Raw genomic sequence first — 17,870 nt, 5'->3', positions numbered from 1 at the left:
TTACAGATTTGTCATATTCGAGCTAGGGTTAACCCAATTGTTCTTTAACCCAGGGGGCAACCGAGGCCAACGCGCCCTCTAGGGCCGCCACGTCGCTACCGCCGCCCTGGGCCATATCGGGGCGACCGCCGCCCTTGCCGCCCACTTGCTGGGCCACATGGCGCATTAAGTCGCCCGCCTTAACCTGGGCCGTGGCATCTTTACTGACACCGGCTACCAGGGCAATTTTGCCCTCGTCTTCGGCGGCCAGTAACACCACCGAGGTACCCAGTTTGTTTTTAAGCTGATCGGCACTGTCGCGCAGTGATTTGGCATCGGCGCCCTCAAGTTTAACCGCGAGCACCTTGATGCCCTGCACCTCGACTGCTTCGGCAGCCAGATCGCGGCTGCCGGCAGTGGCCAGTTTCGTTTTAAGCGCCGCCAGGTCTTTTTCCAACTTGCGGCTTTGAGCGCTTAGCTGTTCCAGCTTTTCCACCAAATTGTCCGGATTGGCCTTGATGAGCGCCGCCGCTTTGGCCAAGCGCGCTTCGGCTTCGTCAAACGCCGCTAGCGCCGCTTTACCGGTGATGGCTTCAATCCGACGCACGCCCGAGGCAATACCCGATTCGCTGACAATGCGCATCAGGCCGATATCGCCCGTGCGGCTCACATGGGTGCCGCCGCACAGCTCAACCGAAAAGCTGTCGGTGCCCATGCTCAGCACCCGCACTTCATCGCCGTATTTTTCACCAAACAGCGCCATGGCACCTTTTGCCTGGGCGGTTTCCATATCGCACAGCTCGGTAGCGACGGGGGTATTGGCCAAAACCTGCTCGTTTACCATCCGCTCAATGGTTTTTAATTCGTCCGGACTGACCGGCTCAAAGTGAGAAAAATCAAAGCGCAAACGCTCGGAGTTCACCAGCGAGCCCTTCTGAGTGACATGTTCGCCCAGCACCTTGCGCAGCGCCGCGTGCAACAAGTGGGTAGCCGAGTGATTCAAAGCCGTGGCCTGGCGTACCTCACTGTCCACCTGCCCCTGCAGAGCAACGCCGGATTCGAGCGACCCCTGCAGCAATTGCCCCAGGTGCAAAAAGTGATTGCCCTGTTTAATACAATCACGAACTTCAAAACGGATCCCATTGGCCTCCAGATAGCCGCTATCACCGGCCTGGCCGCCGGATTCGGCGTAAAACGGTGTGCTATCCAGCACCACCGCGGCTTCTTCACCTTCGCTGATTTGCTCGACACTGGCGCCGTCGCGCAGCAGGGCCAGCACTTTACTTTCACCTGCCAGCTCGCTATAGCCGGTAAATTCGGTCGCGGGCACATCTAGAGAGGCCTGGGTATAGTCGACTTTAAAATTCCCCGCCGCGCGGGCGCGCTGACGCTGGGCTTCCATGGCGGCCTCATAGCCTGCCTGATCAATGCTTAAGTCCCGCTCGCGGGCGATATCGGCGGTCAAATCCACCGGAAAGCCATAGGTATCGTAGAGGGTAAACACCACATCGCCGGGAATTTCAGTGCCGGACAAATCCGCCAGTGCGTCTTCCAAGACGCCCATGCCTTTATCCAGGGTTTTGGCAAACTGCTCTTCTTCGGTCAGCAGCACCTTGGCAATCTGGGCTTTGCGCTCGTTCAGTTCGGGGTATGCCTCGCCCATTACGTCAGCGAGGGCATCCACGAGGGTGTTAAAGAAAGCGTCTTTCTGACCCAATTTGTGACCGTGGCGAATGGCGCGGCGAATAATACGGCGCAACACATAGCCCCGCCCTTCGTTAGAGGGCAATACCCCATCGCTGATTAAAAAAGCGCTGGAGCGGATATGATCGGCAATCACCCGCAGTGATTTATGCTCCAAATCATCCGAGCCGGTCGCCTTAGCGGCGGCTTTAAGCAGGTGCTGGAACAAATCAATATCGTAGTTGTTGTGGACGCCCTGCATCACGGCGGCAATACGCTCAAGGCCCATGCCGGTATCAATGGAGGGGTTGGGCAATGGTTTTAGCTCGCCGTCGGCCTGGCGCTCGTACTGCATAAACACCAGGTTCCAGATTTCGATGTAGCGATCTAAGTCATCGTTTTCGCTACCCGGAGGGCCACCGGGTACATCAGCGCCGTGATCGTAAAAAATCTCCGAGCTGGGGCCACAGGGGCCGGTATCGCCCATTTGCCAGAAGTTGTCTTCGTCCAGACGCGAAAAGCGCTCGGGGCTAACCCCCATTTCCTTTTGCCAAATATCGGCGGCCTCGTCATCGGAGATATGCACGGTTACCCACAGGCGCTCGGGTGGTAGCCCCAGAACCTCGGTAAGAAATTTCCAGGCAAACTGAATCGCGTCGCGTTTAAAGTAGTCACCAAAGCTGAAGTTACCCAGCATTTCAAAAAATGTGTGATGACGCGCGGTATAGCCAACGTTTTCCAGGTCATTGTGCTTTCCCCCTGCCCGCACACAGCGCTGTGAGCTGGTAGCGCGGCTGTAGGGACGCTTATCGCCGCCCAAAAAAACGTCTTTAAACTGGTTCATGCCCGCATTGGTAAACAAGAGGGTCGGGTCATTGCCCGGCACCAGCGAGCTGGATGGCACGATACTGTGCCCTTCTGATTCAAAGTACTTTAAAAAGGCGTCGCGAATTTCAGCGCTTTTCATAGAGTTTCCGTTGGCTATCTGTATCAATTCGGTTGTCTGCGGATTCTTGCGGGGCGGAATCAGCGGTTTCTGTGTGCCTGTTTTTCTTCGTCGCTCAGGCGGCGCGCTTCGGATTCCAGCATCACCGGAATACCATCGCGCACCGGGTATGCCAGACCACTGCTGTAGCACACCAGCTCGGAGGCCTCTTTACGGTACTCCAGCTCACCTTTGCTCACGGGGCACACTAAAATTCCCAGCAATTTTTTATCGATCATGGCTCTTACCTGCGCGATTGGGCGATAAATTCAAGGGGCGCTAGTTTACACCGCTCGGGCGCTTGTGTCTTGCCGCCCCGAAAGCGTCAACCGCTACTGGGGCATGGGCCCTACCAGGGTGGTAGGGTCTACCCGCTCACCGCGCCAGTTCATACGCCAATCCAGGTGTGGTCCAGTCGCGCGTCCGCTGGCGCCTACCTCGGCAATTTCTTGCCCCTGGGTCACGCTATCACCGACCTGCACCAAGATTTCAGACAGGTGAATAAAGGTCGACGAAAGCCCGTGTCCATGGTCGATAATTAAGGTGCCACCTGAATAGAACAAATCGGGTTCGGCTAAAATCACTTCGCCCGCGGCCGGGGCAATGACCCCGGCTCCTGTGGGGGCGGCGATATCCACTCCATAGTGCGGTGAGCGTGGCTCGCCATTGTAAAATCTCTGCGAGCCATACACCCCTGTAATGGGGCCAACTAGCGGCCATTTAAAGTCCTGCATAAACTCCACGGTGTCCCGCTCGGTCTGCCGTGCCTGCCACACTTTGGCCGCTTCGCGGCGGGTCCGCTCTTGTTGCTCGGGCGAAGGAGTCACCGTTTTCTGCGGCACGCCTTCAATGCGCTGAATATTATAATCGCGCCGTGCCACCGTGTAGGTGTGACGCCATTCATCCTCGCCCTTTTTAAGGATCAACTCGGCATTGGCGCCCGCATCGCGACCCAAGCCGAGCACAAATTCACCGTCCGGCCCCACCGGAATGTTTTGCCCTAAAAAGCTGACCTGAGTGCCCGGTTTAACCTTGCCTCGCAGCACAGCACCCTGGGTCCACTCCCCTTTCAGCTGGGACAGCAGCGGCGTTTCTTGGGCGCCGTGGGCGAACGTGAACAACAACCCCAACAGCAGTAACCAAAACCGATTAAACATAAAGTATCTCCGTAACAGCACAAGCCCCGTCAATAGAACCTGAAATAATCATAGTATCTTACATCGGGGCAAAAAAAACGGCAGCCGAGGCTGCCGTTTTTAACGAGATCGCAACGAACTTAGTCGCCCACACGCATCACTTTCATGGTGTTGGTGCCACCGAGCTGATTGCTGTCGCCCGCGGTCAAAATAACCAGATCGCCGTCGGCCAGGACTCCGCGATCTTTCAAGATAGCGATGGCGCGACCATAGTCTTTCTTACTGGGCACTTCATCGGTATCGAAAGGTACAGGCTGCACACCGCGGTACAGAGCCACGCGACGCTGCGTCTCAATGTAACGAGAGAAAGCGAAGATAGGCAGCTGTGAACCCACGCGAGACATCAAGCGCGGGGTGGTACCCGACTCGGTCAGAGCAATAATGGCTTTCACACCGGATAGATGGTTGGCGGTGTACATAGTAGCCAACGCAATTGACTGATCGATAGAGCCAAACTCTTCGTCCACGCGGTAAGTTTCACGACAAGCCTGCGGATGTTTTTCCGCACCCACGATAACGCGAGCCATCGCTTGAACGGTTTCAACCGGGAAGTTACCGGCAGCGGTTTCGGCCGACAGCATAACCGCGTCGGTGCCATCGAGCACAGCGTTAGCGACGTCGAACACTTCGGCGCGGGTCGGCAGAGGCGAGTTGATCATCGACTCCATCATCTGGGTGGCGGTAATCACAGTGCGGTTCTGAGCACGGGCGCGGGTGATAATGCGCTTTTGCACACCAATCAACTCTTCATCGCCAATTTCCACACCCAAATCACCACGAGCAACCATCACCGCATCACTGGCTTCAATAATAGAATCCAGGGTTTCGTCGTCGGCTACCGCTTCGGCGCGCTCAATCTTAGAAACCAAGCCTGCCGTACCGCCCGCTTCATGCAACAGTTTGCGCGCCTGGTTCATATCATCGGCACTGCGCGGGAACGACACGGCCAGGTAATCCACGCCGATTTCGGCAGCGGTTTTAATGTCGGCCAGGTCTTTCTCGGTCAAAGCCGGCGCAGACAAACCACCGCCCTGACGGTTGATGCCCTTGTTGTTAGACAGAGGGCCAGCAACACTGGTGGTACAAAATACCTGAGTGCCTTCGATTTTATCCACGTCCAACACCACGCGACCATCATCCAGCAACAGCTTGTCGCCTGGCTTACAGTCTTGAGGCAGTTCTTTGTAGTCGATTCCCACACGCTCCTGGTTACCCGCGTCGCGCTCGAGCGAGGCATCCAGAATAAACTTATCGCCAATGGCTAATTTAATCGGGCCATCGGCAAAACGTGCGATGCGAATTTTAGGGCCTTGCAGATCACCCAGCACAGCGACAAAGCGGTCGTGCTTGGCGGCGAGGCGGCGAACCGCCTCGGCGCGGTTTTTGTGATCTTCCGGGGCGCCATGAGAAAAATTCAACCGCACGACATTAACGCCGGCAAGAATGAGTTTTTCCAGAACGTCTTCTGACTCGGAAGCCGGGCCCAGCGTACTGACGATTTTGGTACGGCGTAACATAGCTCTCTCTCTTTTCTTACTTAGCGTTCATCAGTGCGATGGTGTTGTCCAGCATGCGGTTGGAGAAACCCCACTCGTTGTCGTACCAGGACATAATTTTCACCCAGCGGCTACCCATTACTTTGGTCTGCTTGGAGTCAAAGTTTGAAGACGCGGGGTGATGGTTAAAGTCGATTGATACCAAAGGCTCGTCGTTGTAAACCAGCACGCCTGGCATTTCTTTTTCGGACGCTTCTTTCATGGCCGCGTTAACTTCTTCGACGGTAACGTCTTGTTTAACCAAAACGTTCAAGTCAACCAGAGAAACGTTGATGGTCGGTACGCGAACAGACATGCCGTCCAGCTTGCCGTTCAACTCAGGTAGCACCAAACCAACCGCACGAGCGGCACCGGTAGAGGTGGGAATCATCGACTGAGTCGCAGAGCGCGCACGGTAGATGTCTTTGTGAAACACATCGCTCAAGTGCTGATCGTTAGTATAGGCGTGAATGGTAGTCATAGAGCCCTGCTCGATACCGAACTTATCGTGCAAAACTTTCGCCACAGGCGCCAAGCAGTTAGTGGTGCAGGAAGCGTTAGAAATAATTTCATCAGAGGCTTTCAGCACATTGTTGTTTACACCGTATACGACGGTGGCATCGACATCGGTGCCAGGAGCCGAAATAATCACTTTTTTCGCGCCCGCTTCCAGGTGCGACTTGGCTTTTTCACGGCTGGTGAAGATACCGGTGCACTCGTAAACCACGTCGACGCCCAGCTTGCCCCAGGGCAAATCGGCGGGATTGCGCTCGGCGGTAATTTGAATTTCGTCGCCGTTAACGATCATTTTGTCGCCACTAACGGATACTTCGCCGGGGAAACGGCCGTGTACAGAATCGTACTTGGTCAAGTGGGCATTCAGATCGGCATCGCCCAAATCGTTTACGGCAACCACTTGAATGCGATCGCGATAGCCTGATTCATACAGAGCGCGCAGAACATTGCGGCCAATACGTCCGTAACCGTTAATAGCTACTTTAATGGTCATGTGTTTCTCTCCTGTCAATTGACGTTGCCGGCGCCGCCGGCAATTGCTAACTCAGTCGTAAATAAAAAGTCGTTAAATGCTTAAGTTTTAGCGCTCAAGACTGGCCGCCTGGCGGGCGAGGGTTTCGATTTCGTCCCACTTTTTCTCCGCAATCAGGTTTTTCGGCGCCATCCAGGTACCGCCCACACACGCAACGTTGGGCAGAGCCAAATAAGTCGGCGCCTTTTCTAAATTAATACCACCGGTGGGGCAGAAGGTGATCTGTGGCAGCGGGCCTCCGATGGACTTAACCATGGGTACGCCACCGGCCGCTTCAGCCGGGAAAAATTTCAAATGCTTAAAACCCTGGGTGTACAGGTTCATCGCCTCGGATGGGGTGGCAATACCGGGCAACAAAGGTACCGGGCACTTCTTGGCCGCTTCAATCAGCGCCGGGGTGGTTCCGGGGCTCACCATAAACTTAGCGCCGGCATCCACAGAGGCCTGCAGATCTTCCGGAGTCACTACAGTACCCGAGCCAATCACTGCATCTTCGGGCAGTTCTTTCACCATGGCTTTAATCGCATCCAGCGCCACAGGTGTGCGCAGGGTAATCTCCAGTACTTTTAAGCCGCCATTGTAAAGCGCGCGCGCCAGGGGTACGGCGTTTTCCAAATCGTCAATGACCATGACCGGCACAACCGGTGCGACTTTTAAAATCTCATCAATGGATAAACCCACGTCTTTGTCCTCTTAAGAAATAGTGATGGCCCTTACGGCGCCCAGTAAACGGTGACTTTTATATCTTGCTGATTAAGCACTGCGCGCACCGGCATTTCAGCAACGTCACCACCGGCCATAGCTTCGCGGTAAGTGGCGAGTTTTTCGTCACCGGAAATTAACAACAGCACTTCGCGAGAATTGCTGATGCCAGCCAGAGACAAGGTCATGCGCTCGGTGCAATCGCCGGTCACTTCGCTTTTAATCGCCTTAATCGCACTGCACAGGTTTTTGGTTTCCAGCGCTTCGGCCAACCCTTGTGCGTGCGGAAATAGCGAGGCCGTGTGACCGTCCGGGCCCATACCCAAAACCGTCACATCGAAGGGCTTGGCGAGAGTCTGGTAGGCAGACTCACACTGCGCCAAGCCTGCGGCGGCTGATTCGCTGGTGTTTTTCATGCCGATCAACTTGGCATTGGCAGCGTTGTTTTGCATCAGTGTTTTAACAATAAAAGCTTCATTGCTTTTATCGTGGTCATAATCGACCCAGCGCTCGTCGACCAATGCCACTTTAACTCGGTTCCAGGCCAAATCCGCTTCCGACAAACGCTTGTAAATAGGCGCCGGTGAGCTGCCACCTGAGACCAAAAAACTGGCTTCATCGCGCTCTTTTACGGCCTCTTCCAGAGCGCCAATGGTTTGCGCAAACACCGCATCAATCATCTCTTCGCGGGTGTCAAAAAAACGTTCTTCAACCGCCATTAGCACTCTCCTGAGATGTTATCGCCGGCGTTAAACCAAGCGCTACCGTCGGTGCGCAGCAAGTCTTCGGACTCTTTAGGACCCCAGCTGCCCGATTCGTAGGGCTTGGGCTTGTTCTCGGGGCGCTGCCAGGCTTCGATAATCGGATCGATCCAATTCCAGGCGGCGTCTACCTCGTTGCGGTGAATAAACAGCGCCGGGTTGTTGGCAGCCGCATCCAGCATCAAACGCTTATAGGCATCCGAGTAAAATTTTTCATAGCGATCGGTCAGCCCCAAGTCCATAACGCCCGGCACCAACTCGGCATCGTGTTTTTCCAGGTTGTTGGAGGTCACGATCATTTGTACCCGCTCATCCGGTTGCAGCTGGATCACCAAACGGTTGGGGATCATGGCGCCGGCCGAATCTGGGTAGATGTGGTGGGTGGGGGTTTTGTACTGAATAATAATTTCCGCGCAGCGCTGCTTTAAGCGTTTACCGGTACGCAGATAAAAAGGCACGTTGGACCAGCGCCAGTTATCAATATGGGCGCGAATGGCCACAAAGGTTTCGGTGTTGCTGTCTTTACCCAGCTCGTCCAGATAACCGTCAACTTTTTTACCGCCCATTTCACCGGCCACATACTGACCGCGCACGGTGTTTTTGGCCACATCGTCGCCCACCAGCGGACGCAACGCATCCAGCACCTTAAGTTTTTCGGTGCGAATGCTGTCGGCGTTTAATTTGCTGGGCGGCTCCATGGCCACCAGACACAGCAGCTGCATCAGGTGGTTCTGCACCATATCGCGCAGCGCGCCAGCGTCGTCGTAGAAACCCGCGCGGGTTTCCAGGCCAACGGTTTCGGAAATGCTGATTTCCACATGGTCGATGGACTTGGAATCCCACAAATGCTCAAAAATACAGTTGGTAAACCGCAGCGCCAGCAGGTTTTGTACGGTTTCTTTACCCAGGTAGTGGTCAATGCGGAAAATCGCGTTTTCTTCAAAGTACTGGGCGATGTCAGCGTTAATAGAATCGGCGGACTTGGCGTCGTAACCCAAGGGTTTTTCCACCACCACGCGCGAAGTCGGGGTGATCATGCCGGCGTCGTGAATATTCTTACAACAGGCCGAAAACACCGCAGGCGGTGTGGCCATGTAGAACACGCGCTCTTCGTTGCCTTCATTCAGGGTTTTGGCCAGTGACTCCCAGTGCTCATCCAGCTCGGTGATATTGATAAACACACCGTGGATACAGGCTTCAAATTCTTGCCAGGTTTCATTGTCAATTTCGTCATCGCGCAAATAGCTGTAAGCCGCCTCGCGTACCATTTCACGATAGCCATCGGCCTGCTCGGTGCGACGTACCGTGCCAAAAATACGCGACCCTTTGGGCATTTGCCCCTCGCGGTAAGCGCGGTACCAGGCCGGGATTAATTTGCGCAGGGCCAAATCACCCGCGCCCCCAAAAATGACAAAGTCAAAAGGCTTTTGCATTTAATAGTCCTACTTGTTCTGAATGTTTAGCTCGCGGCCGCTTACCAGCGAAAAACCGTCGCGCCCTCTTCGGCCGATCCAACAGTTTTGCGCAGCGGTGCAAACAGCTCGCGGCCCATCACGTCGTGACTTTCTGACAAATCGTAGTCCTGGTGCTCGCGCTTGGCCAACTCGGCGTCATCCACATGCAAGTGCAGCACGCCGGTCTCGGCATCTACTTCTACGATGTCGCCATCGCGCACCAGGCCAATGGGGCCTTTGTCCAAGGCCTCGGGGGTCAGGTGAATCGCCGCAGGCACCTTGCCCGAGGCGCCGGACATACGTCCGTCAGTGACCAGAGCCACTTTGTAACCGCGATCTTGCAGCACGCCCAAAGGCGGCGTGAGCTTGTGCAGCTCGGGCATACCGCAGGCTTTAGGCCCTTGGAAACGCACCACTGCGACAAAATCCTGGTCCAGTTCGCCAGCCTTGAACGCCTTCTGCACCGCATCCTGGGTGTGAAATACCTTGGCCGGGGCCTTCACCTTGCGGTGCTCGGGCTTGACGGCCGAGACTTTGATCACACAGCGCCCCAGGTTGCCGGTTAGCAGCTTCATACCGCCACTGGCACTAAAGGCCGACTGGGGCGGACGCAGCACGCCATCGTCCAGGCTTTCTTTGGGGGCATCGCGCCACACCAGCTTGTCGTCTTCCAGGAAAGGCTCTTTGGTGTAGGGCTCTAAACCGCCCTCGCCCATCACGGTTTTTACGTCGTCGTGCAAAATACCGGCGTCACGCAGCTCGCGCATTAAATAACCCATGCCGCCCACGGCCTGGAAACGGTTAATGTCCGCCAAACCATTGGGGTAGATACGGCACATCAAGGGAACAGCATCGGACAAATCAGACAGATCCTGCCAATCCACAATAACGCCGGCCGCGCGTGCCATGGCCATCAAGTGGATCGCGTGGTTGGTGGAGCCGCCGGTGGCGAGCAGGCCCACCATGCCATTAACAATAGCCTTTTCATCCACGACCTCAGCCATGGGTGTGTAATTACCGTGAGTGGTAATACTGGCCAGCTGCTTCACGGCGGCGTCGGTCAAAGCGTCGCGCAGAGGCGTGCCCGGATTAACAAAAGAGCTGCCCGGCAGGTGCAGGCCCATGATCTCCATCAACATTTGGTTGGAGTTGGCGGTGCCGTAAAAGGTACAGGTACCGGCACTGTGGTAAGAGGCACTTTCGGCTTCTAGCAGCTCTTTACGGCCTACTTTGCCCTCGGCAAACAGCTGACGCACGCGAACTTTCTCGGCATTGGGCAAGCCCGGCGTCATCGGGCCGGCGGGAATAAAGATCACCGGCAGTTGGCCAAAAGACAGCGAACCGATGGTCAGCCCGGGGACGATTTTATCGCAGATGCCCAGACAGATGGCGCCGTCGAACATATCGTGAGACAGAGCAATGGCCGTCGACATGGCGATCACATCGCGCGAGAACAGCGACAGGTCCATGCCTTCACGGCCCTGGGTAACGCCATCGCACATAGCGGGCACACCGCCAGCGAACTGAGCCGTCATGCCCGCCTCGTGGGCAGCCTTTTTGATTCGATCCGGATAGCTGTGATAGGGCTCGTGAGCCGACAGCATTTCATTATAAGACGAGACAATCCCCAGGTTGGGGGCATCGCCCTCGGCCAATGCCTGTTTGTCATCGGATCCGCAGGCGGCAAAGCCGTGGGCCAGGTTGCCGCAGGATAAACGTTTGCGGGCCGGGCCGTTAGAGCGCCCGCGCTCTACCTTGTCCAGGTAGGCTTCGCGGGTAGCACGGCTTTTCTCAATAATTCGGTTGGTAATTGCAGCAATTTTGCTATCGGTCATTTCGTTACCACTGATCCAGTATGCTCAGAAATACAAGCGGCGTGCTGGGTTGCTCCCAATCTATGCCGTTTGTGTGGCTGTCGTGTGTCACTCTCGTTAATTTCACGCATTGCGTGGGGCCGCCGGCTTTGCGCTCTATTTGGCCCAAGCGTTTAATAACGCTTTTTTTCGTCATTGTAGGCAAACGGCCCTTAAATAGGGTTCGGGTTCGTTAGCCTGCCCTAAGGGCAACCGATTCGCTCATGGCCAACCGGTGCAGGTCTGCTTGTGGGCGCAGACTCTAAGAAATAGCGCAAATAAGGCCATTTCATATCCCGACAGGGGTAAAACGTAAAAACAACAAAACGATACCCCGACACTCAATCAGTGCCGCGGTATCGCTTGGCGGGGCTCGGCCCCTCGCTCTACCCCGCTATGGGGTGGCGCTTAAGGACGCGCCTTTTTGTAATATTCTATCAGATTGCGGGTCGAGGCATCATGCTTGGCATCGATTTCGGCATCCGGAGCCAGTTCATCCTGAATACCCTTGGCCAGCACTTTACCCAGTTCAACGCCCCACTGATCGAAGGAGTGAACTTCCCAGATGATGCCCTGCACAAAAATCTTGTGCTCGTAGAGCGCGATCAACGAACCCAGCGAGCGGGCGTTAACTTTTTGCATCAGGATTGTGTTGGTGGGGCGATTGCCCTCGTGCACCTTGTGGGGCACCACTTCTTCAATACGCTCGGGCGACATGCCTTTGGCGGTCAACTCTTCGCGCACCTGGTCGGCATTGATACCGCGCATCATCGCCTCGGACTGGGCAAAGAAGTTGGCCATTAGAGCATCGTGGTGACCTTTCACCGCCAGAGACGGCTCTACCGAGCCGATAAAGTCGGCCGGTACAATTTGGGTACCCTGGTGCAAGCACTGGTAGAAAGCGTGCTGCCCATTGATGCCGACCTCACCCCAAATCAGTGGGACGCTGGAGTAATCAATGCGCTCGCCGGACCAGTTAACGCTCTTACCGTTACTCTCCATCTCGGCCTGCTGCATATAGGCAGGCAGACGATGCAGGCACTGGTCGTAAGGCAGCAGTGCGTGGGCTTTACGACCCAGGAAGTTATTGTTCCACACACCCATCAGTGCCAGCATCACCGGTGCGTTTTTCGCCATGGGCGCAGTGCGGAAATGCTTGTCCATTTCTAAGGCGCCTTCGAGCAGCTCTGCGAAAATGTCAAAGCCCAGGTTCAGGGCGATAGGCAGGCCAATCGCAGACCACAGCGAGAAACGGCCGCCGACCCAATCCCACATATCAAAGATATTTTCTTCCGCCACACCAAACTCGGTGGCTTTTTCGCGGTTGGAGGACACGGCGATAAAGTGACGATTGATAAAGCTTTTATCTTTGGCTTTATCCAGGAACCAGGCCTCGGCCGAGCGGGCGTTGGTCATGGTTTCCAAGGTGGTGAAGGTTTTCGAGGCAATCACAAACAAGGTGGTCTCGGGGTCCAGATCGCGCAGCGTGTCGGCGATTTGGAAACCATCCACATTGGATACGTAGTGCACATTCAGACGACCGTCGCTGTAGGCTGACAGCGCCTCGGTCACCATTAGCGGGCCCAGGTTAGAGCCGCCAATACCGATGCTGACAATGTCGGTCATCTCTTTGCCGGTGTACCCGTGCCAGTCGCCGCTGCGAACCTGAGCGACCAGCGATTTGATGCGCTCCATCTCGTGTTTGACCTGGGCGCGTACGTCTTCACCGTCAATTTCCAGTGGCTCGTCGGACTGATCGCGCAGGGCCACGTGCAATACTGAGCGGTCTTCGGTGCGGTTGATCTTCTCACCGGCGAACATTTTGTCGCGGAAAGATTCGACCTCGCAAGCTTCGGCCAGATCGAGCAGCTTGGTGCGAGTGTCTTCAGTAATCAGGTTTTTGGAGTAATCGAGCAGGATATTGGGAGCTTGGAGGGAAAACTTAGCGAAGCGAAGATCGTCTTCATCAAACAGGTCACTCATGTGACGCTTGCTCATTTCGCTCGCGTGGGCCTGGAGGGTTTGCCAGGCAGTCAATTCAGTACGGCTGGACATGAGTTACTCCGTATCCTCTTACTGTCATGTTTAAATGAAAACACACACTACCAAGCAACTTGGCTTGACGCGCCAACATGGTGCGCCAGACGCGGTTACCTCAGGATTAAATGCCCGCCAAAACAGTAAGGCCAGCAAAAGGTGCAGTGTCGTGCGAAAAGGCGGCTATCATAGGCATCCGGCGCCTTTGTGTCAATCTGACAGTACCTCAGGCAGTTCCCATCAAGCGCCCCAGGTCATTGAAAATACAGCAAAAGCCCGCTTCTCGAGCGGTGGCTTTCTAAGCGCCGGCAAACCGGTTAATCTAGGCCGATGACAAATTCAGCACCGCCCCATACGGGCATCATTGAAGGCTTTTTTGGTCGCAGCTGGCGCTGGGATCAGCGCCGCCAGCTGGCCGACTTTATGGTTCGCGAAGGCTTCGATTTCTACCTATACGCTCCCAAGTCCGATCGTCACCTGCGCAGCCGCTGGCGCGAGCACTGGAGCAATTCCGACTGGCAGCAACTCCTGCAGCTGCGCCAGCACTTTCGCGACCGAGGGGTCGCTTTTGGGCTGGGGCTCAGCCCTCTGGATTTGTGCGATACCACAGGCCGCGCGGACAGCGCCGCACTAGAGACCAAAATTGGGCGACTCAATCAGCTCCAGCCCGACTGGCTAGGGCTCTTTTTTGACGATATGCGCGGCGATATCCCTCACCTCGCCCAGCGCCAGGCCGAGCTCGCGCACTGCGCCGCCACCCAGAGCAGCGCCCCACATATCGTGCTCTGCCCCACCTATTACAGCGACGACCCGGTGCTAGACAAGGTGTTTGGCGCTCGCCCCGATCACTACCTGGAAGATTTGGGCCGCCAACTGGACCCCAGTATTCATCTATTCTGGACCGGCCCCAAGGTATGCTCCGACAACTACCCGGATGAGCACTTACAGCAGATCACCCAAAAACTGGAGCGCCGACCTTTTATATGGGACAACTATCCGGTTAACGACGGCGCCGTAAAATCCCAGCACCTCTATCTGCACCCGCCCACTGCGGAACGCGGCCTCCGTCGCGAGAACATTGCCGGTATTGCGGTGAACCCCATGAATCAGTTCAGCCTATCTCTGCCCGCCTTATCAGGGTTACACAGTGCACTGAAGGGCGAAACGGAAGCCCCACTGGAAACGACTCTAAAGCGCCTGTACCCCGCAGGCCTTGCGCAACAATTAGCGGCCAACGCCGACCTCTTCGCCCACGAGGGGCTTGGTCAATTGAGCGAAGACCAGCGCGAACTGCTATTGCAGGCCTATCAGCCTTTTGCTCACCACGGTGCGGGGCGCGAAGTCATCGACTGGCTAAACGGCGAGTACGCGTTTGACCCGGCCTGCCTGACCGAATAGCCCCACCGTTAGGCGCTTGCCCAGCGTCCCTCTCCCGCACGGGATGGCTAAGGAATGTTAAGCGCCCTTCCCGGCCCTCTTCTCGTGCTAGCATATTCGGCTAACGCCGGAGACACGGCGAATATTACTCATGCCCAACTGGAGAGATTATGAAAACGCGAACCCTCGGCAATACCGGATTTAAAATCAGCGAAGTCGGCCTCGGCTGCTGGCAACTGGGCGGCGACTTTGGCCCCATTGATCGCAGCGCGGTTAATGGTATTTTTAGCGCGGCGCAAGAGGCCGACATTAATTTCTACGACACCGCCGACGTGTACGGCGGCGGCCAGAGCGAAAGCTACATTGGCCAGGCCGTACATGGAATGCAAGACAAGCCCTTTGTCGCCAGCAAATACGGGCGCGGCGCCGGCACTTATCCGGACGGCTACTCACTGACCGACTTGCGCGACAGCCTTAAGCGCGCCCAAGACCGGCTGCAAACCGATTGCATCGACTTAATCCAGCTGCACTGCATTCCGACTGAAGTGATGCAGCGCGGCGAAATTTTTGACTGGCTGCGCACAGTGCAACAGGAAAAACACATTCAGTACTTTGGCGCGAGCGTAGAAACCGTAGAAGAAGGCTTGATTTGCGCCCAGCACGACGACTTGAGCTCACTGCAGGTTATTTTTAATATCTTCCGTCAGAAGCTAGTAGACGAACTGCTTCCGGTCGCCGATGAAAAAGACATTGGGATTATCGCCCGCCTGCCCTTAGCCAGCGGCCTGCTGAGCGGGAAATTTAAAGCCGACACCCAGTTTGATAAAACCGATCACCGCAACTTCAACAAAGACGGCGACGCCTTTAACGTAGGAGAAACCTTCGCCGGTATTCCCTTCGAAAAAGGCGTAGAACTGGCGGCCGCCATTAAAGAGAAAACCCCAGAGGGTTATACCACCGCGCAAATGGCCATGCGCTGGATTCTCGATCACCCGGCTGTTACCACCATTATTCCCGGTGCCAGCCGCCCCGAACAAGTGCTGGAAAACGCCAAGGTCAGTGAATTGCCTTCATTGCCACAGTCACTGCACGATGACCTGCGGGCGTTTTATCAAAACGAAGTTGCGGCGCATATTCGCGGGGTTTATTAGTATGAATAAACGTCAGACGTCTGAGGTCGGACGTCTGACGCTGATAAATGTGGGGAACGGCTGACGGGATACGGTGCACGAATAAAATTCCGTTTCACGCAGAACGCAGAACGCAGAACGCAGAACGCTATCGTGTCGGATGTCGGATGTCGGATGTCGGATGTCGGATGGGAATAGAAATTGAGAACGGTTGACGGAGGACGGGAAATAAAAGAAAAGGTTGACGGGTTCAGGTAGGCGAATAGAAACCCTTCAACCTTTTTACTTGGATTCCGCGTCGGACATCCGACCTCAGACCTCCGACGTCCCACCCTTCACTCTCCCACGTAAGTTGATCCTCTTTGGAAACACCTTCAATAGATTCGGCTTGAGCATTCAGCCTTTTTGACGGGCAACAAGCGCCTAGTTTTCACCTGCTGGCCTGCCGATGGTAGCAAGAATGCCGCCATCCACATACACGACCTGGCCGGTTACGAAATTACTGGCTTTACTGGCGAGAAAAATGGCCGCGCCCTGCAAATCGTCGGGGTCGCCCCACTTGCCGGCGGGTGTGCGGCTGACAATAAAATCATTCATGGGGTGGCCGTCTACCCGAATGGGTTCGGTCTGGCTGGTGGCAAAATAGCCGGGGCCAATACCGTTGACTTGAACATTGTGTTTGGCCCACTCGGTGGCCATATTGCGAGTCAGCATTTTCAGCCCGCCTTTAGCGGCGGCGTATGCACCAACCGAATTGCGACCCAACTCGCTCATCATTGAGCAAATATTAATGATCTTGCCGGCGCGACGCTCGACCATTTTGCGCGCTACCGGGCGGGTCATGGTAAACACACCGGTCAAATCGGTTTTAATGACTTCTTCAAAATCGGCCACCGGCATATCCAATAACGGAACTCTTTTAATAATGCCGGCGTTATTCACCAGGATATCAACAGCCCCTACTTCTTGCTCAATTTTGTCGACCGCCGCTACTACCTGGTTCTCGTCGGTCACATCAAAGCGATAGCCATAGGCCTCGATACCGGCTGCCTGGTAGGTTTCTACGGCGCGATCAATTTTTTCCTGAGACGAGCGACCGTTAATAACAATTTTTGCGCCCGCTTTACCCAGGCCCATCGCCATTGCCATACCAATACCGTGAGTCGCCCCAGTGATCAGTGCCGTCTTACCTTTAAGGGAAAATAGTTCGCTGGACATAATGCCACCTATTATTCAGTTCGCGTTTAAAATTATTTCAGGGTATGGGGTTTATGAAAGTCCATATCGGTATAGTCGAGGTTCTCACCCGCCATACCCCAGATAAAGGTGTAGTTAGCGGTGCCTACCCCCGAGTGCATGGACCAGGGCGGAGACACCACCGCCTGCTCGTTACCCACCCAAATATGTCGGGTTTGTTCGGCTGGCCCCATAAAGTGACAAACCGCCTGCTCATCGGGAATATTGAAATAAAAGTAGGCCTCCATGCGGCGGCTGTGAGTATGAACTGGCATGGTGTTCCAGATACTGCCGGGCTGCAATTCGGTCATACCCATTTGCAACTGACAGGTATCAACTACCTCATTAATTAACAATTGGTTTATGCGTCGCTCGTTGCAAGTCTCTGACGACCCCAGCTCCAGAACTTTTGCATCTGACATACCCACTTTTTTGTGGGGATAGCTGTGATGCGCCGGAGCAGAGTTCATGTAGAACTTTGCCGGCTGGGCGGAATCGGCGCTGGCAAATACAACCTCTTTAGCGCCCCGACCGATGTAGAGCGCTTCTTTGGTATCCAACTCAAAAACATCGCCATCGACAGTAATCGAGCCTTTACCGCCCACATTAATCGCGCCTAGCTCACGGCGTTCGAGAAAGTGGCTGGCTTTTTGTTGATAGACAGGCTCAAGCGCTACTTTTTCATTGACGGGCATAGCACCGCCGACCATCACGCGCTCGTAATGGGTATAGACAAACAATACCTGATCGGGCGCAAACACTTTTTTGATTAAAAAATGCTGGCGCAGCATTTCGGTATCATAGAATTTGACGTCGTCCCGATGAACGGCGTAGCGTTCTTCAATAATGTTCATAACACAGCACCTTTTTCCGGCGGGACAAATAATCGCCCCG

General features: G+C 55.2%; 14 protein-coding genes. 2 read left to right on the top strand and 12 right to left on the bottom strand.

The features are described 5' to 3' along the window. Positions 1 to 28 precede the first annotated feature (28 nt). The 10 genes from alaS to pgi all read right to left on the bottom strand — a co-directional run bounded on the left by alaS (position 29) and on the right by pgi (position 13,251). Positions 29 to 2,629 (bottom strand): alanine--tRNA ligase, encoded by a 2,601-nt coding sequence (gene alaS / locus M6D89_RS03160; RefSeq protein WP_253966580.1) that lies wholly within the window; start codon positions 2,627 to 2,629, stop codon positions 29 to 31. 59 nt (positions 2,630 to 2,688) lie between these two features. Further along, complete coding sequence (locus M6D89_RS03155) at positions 2,689 to 2,886, bottom strand: Trm112 family protein (RefSeq protein ID WP_253966579.1); 198 nt, start codon at positions 2,884 to 2,886, stop codon at positions 2,689 to 2,691. A 93-nt stretch (positions 2,887 to 2,979) separates the two neighbouring features. Continuing rightward, positions 2,980 to 3,804 carry a M23 family metallopeptidase gene (locus tag M6D89_RS03150; protein ID WP_253966578.1) on the bottom strand — a complete coding sequence of 275 codons (825 nt, stop codon included), beginning with the start codon at positions 3,802 to 3,804 and terminating at the stop codon, positions 2,980 to 2,982. Positions 3,805 to 3,923: 119 nt separating this feature from the next. After that, positions 3,924 to 5,360: a pyruvate kinase gene (pyk, locus tag M6D89_RS03145; RefSeq protein ID WP_253966577.1), complete on the bottom strand. Its 1,437-nt coding sequence runs from the start codon at positions 5,358 to 5,360 to the stop codon at positions 3,924 to 3,926. Positions 5,361 to 5,376: 16 nt separating this feature from the next. Then, positions 5,377 to 6,387: a type I glyceraldehyde-3-phosphate dehydrogenase gene (gap, locus tag M6D89_RS03140; protein WP_253966576.1), complete on the bottom strand. Its 1,011-nt coding sequence runs from the start codon at positions 6,385 to 6,387 to the stop codon at positions 5,377 to 5,379. A gap of 87 nt (positions 6,388 to 6,474) precedes the next feature. Next, positions 6,475 to 7,107, bottom strand: coding sequence for a bifunctional 4-hydroxy-2-oxoglutarate aldolase/2-dehydro-3-deoxy-phosphogluconate aldolase (locus M6D89_RS03135; protein WP_336297532.1), 633 nt, complete (start codon positions 7,105 to 7,107; stop codon positions 6,475 to 6,477). A 32-nt stretch (positions 7,108 to 7,139) separates the two neighbouring features. Continuing rightward, positions 7,140 to 7,847, bottom strand: a complete 708-nt coding sequence (gene pgl / locus M6D89_RS03130) for a 6-phosphogluconolactonase (RefSeq protein ID WP_253966575.1) — start codon at positions 7,845 to 7,847, stop codon at positions 7,140 to 7,142. Beyond that, the gene (zwf, locus tag M6D89_RS03125) at positions 7,847 to 9,322 is read right to left on the bottom strand and encodes a glucose-6-phosphate dehydrogenase (RefSeq protein WP_253966574.1); all 1,476 of its coding nucleotides are present in this window, start codon (positions 9,320 to 9,322) and stop codon (positions 7,847 to 7,849) included. Before zwf ends, pgl begins: the two co-directional genes overlap by 1 nt. 41 nt (positions 9,323 to 9,363) lie before the next feature. Then, complete coding sequence (gene edd, locus M6D89_RS03120; protein ID WP_253966573.1) at positions 9,364 to 11,178, bottom strand: phosphogluconate dehydratase; 1,815 nt, start codon at positions 11,176 to 11,178, stop codon at positions 9,364 to 9,366. A 426-nt stretch (positions 11,179 to 11,604) separates the two neighbouring features. Next, positions 11,605 to 13,251 carry a glucose-6-phosphate isomerase gene (gene pgi, locus M6D89_RS03115; protein ID WP_253966572.1) on the bottom strand — a complete coding sequence of 549 codons (1,647 nt, stop codon included), beginning with the start codon at positions 13,249 to 13,251 and terminating at the stop codon, positions 11,605 to 11,607. Positions 13,252 to 13,563: 312 nt separating this feature from the next. Here pgi and M6D89_RS03110 point away from each other — a divergent pair, with 312 nt between their 5' ends. Together M6D89_RS03110 and M6D89_RS03105 are read left to right on the top strand one after the other, a co-directional pair. Continuing rightward, positions 13,564 to 14,631, top strand: a complete 1,068-nt coding sequence (locus M6D89_RS03110) for a beta-N-acetylglucosaminidase domain-containing protein (RefSeq protein ID WP_253966571.1) — start codon at positions 13,564 to 13,566, stop codon at positions 14,629 to 14,631. Between the two features lie 149 nt (positions 14,632 to 14,780). Continuing rightward, entirely contained in the window at positions 14,781 to 15,761 is a 981-nt protein-coding gene (locus M6D89_RS03105) for an aldo/keto reductase (RefSeq protein ID WP_253966570.1), read from the top strand. 402 nt (positions 15,762 to 16,163) lie between these two features. Here the strand turns inward: M6D89_RS03105 and M6D89_RS03100 are convergent, their stop codons facing one another. Continuing rightward, positions 16,164 to 16,958 carry a gluconate 5-dehydrogenase gene (locus tag M6D89_RS03100; protein ID WP_253966569.1) on the bottom strand — a complete coding sequence of 265 codons (795 nt, stop codon included), beginning with the start codon at positions 16,956 to 16,958 and terminating at the stop codon, positions 16,164 to 16,166. A 32-nt stretch (positions 16,959 to 16,990) separates the two neighbouring features. Then, positions 16,991 to 17,830 carry a 5-dehydro-4-deoxy-D-glucuronate isomerase gene (kduI, locus tag M6D89_RS03095; RefSeq protein WP_253966568.1) on the bottom strand — a complete coding sequence of 280 codons (840 nt, stop codon included), beginning with the start codon at positions 17,828 to 17,830 and terminating at the stop codon, positions 16,991 to 16,993. Positions 17,831 to 17,870 lie beyond the last annotated feature (40 nt).

The sequence above is a fragment of the Gilvimarinus xylanilyticus genome, from assembly GCF_024195295.1.
GTDB lineage: Bacteria > Pseudomonadota > Gammaproteobacteria > Pseudomonadales > Cellvibrionaceae > Gilvimarinus > Gilvimarinus xylanilyticus.
Note: the sequence above shows the minus strand (reverse complement) of the source record. Positions and strands in the feature narration are given on the sequence as shown.

Bases quoted from the DNA above. Each gene is read 5' to 3' on its own strand.
- alaS (WP_253966580.1), bottom strand. From the start codon at position 2,629: ATGAAAAGCGCTGAAATTCGCGACGCCTTTTTAAAGTACTTTGAATCA.
- M6D89_RS03155 (WP_253966579.1), bottom strand. From the start codon at position 2,886: ATGATCGATAAAAAATTGCTGGGAATTTTAGTGTGCCCCGTGAGCAAA.
- M6D89_RS03150 (WP_253966578.1), bottom strand. From the start codon at position 3,804: ATGTTTAATCGGTTTTGGTTACTGCTGTTGGGGTTGTTGTTCACGTTC.
- pyk (WP_253966577.1), bottom strand. From the start codon at position 5,360: ATGTTACGCCGTACCAAAATCGTCAGTACGCTGGGCCCGGCTTCCGAG.
- gap (WP_253966576.1), bottom strand. From the start codon at position 6,387: ATGACCATTAAAGTAGCTATTAACGGTTACGGACGTATTGGCCGCAAT.
- pgl (WP_253966575.1), bottom strand. From the start codon at position 7,847: ATGGCGGTTGAAGAACGTTTTTTTGACACCCGCGAAGAGATGATTGAT.
- zwf (WP_253966574.1), bottom strand. From the start codon at position 9,322: ATGCAAAAGCCTTTTGACTTTGTCATTTTTGGGGGCGCGGGTGATTTG.
- edd (WP_253966573.1), bottom strand. From the start codon at position 11,178: ATGACCGATAGCAAAATTGCTGCAATTACCAACCGAATTATTGAGAAA.
- pgi (WP_253966572.1), bottom strand. From the start codon at position 13,251: ATGTCCAGCCGTACTGAATTGACTGCCTGGCAAACCCTCCAGGCCCAC.
- M6D89_RS03110 (WP_253966571.1), top strand. From the start codon at position 13,564: ATGACAAATTCAGCACCGCCCCATACGGGCATCATTGAAGGCTTTTTT.
- M6D89_RS03105 (WP_253966570.1), top strand. From the start codon at position 14,781: ATGAAAACGCGAACCCTCGGCAATACCGGATTTAAAATCAGCGAAGTC.
- M6D89_RS03100 (WP_253966569.1), bottom strand. From the start codon at position 16,958: ATGTCCAGCGAACTATTTTCCCTTAAAGGTAAGACGGCACTGATCACT.
- kduI (WP_253966568.1), bottom strand. From the start codon at position 17,830: ATGAACATTATTGAAGAACGCTACGCCGTTCATCGGGACGACGTCAAA.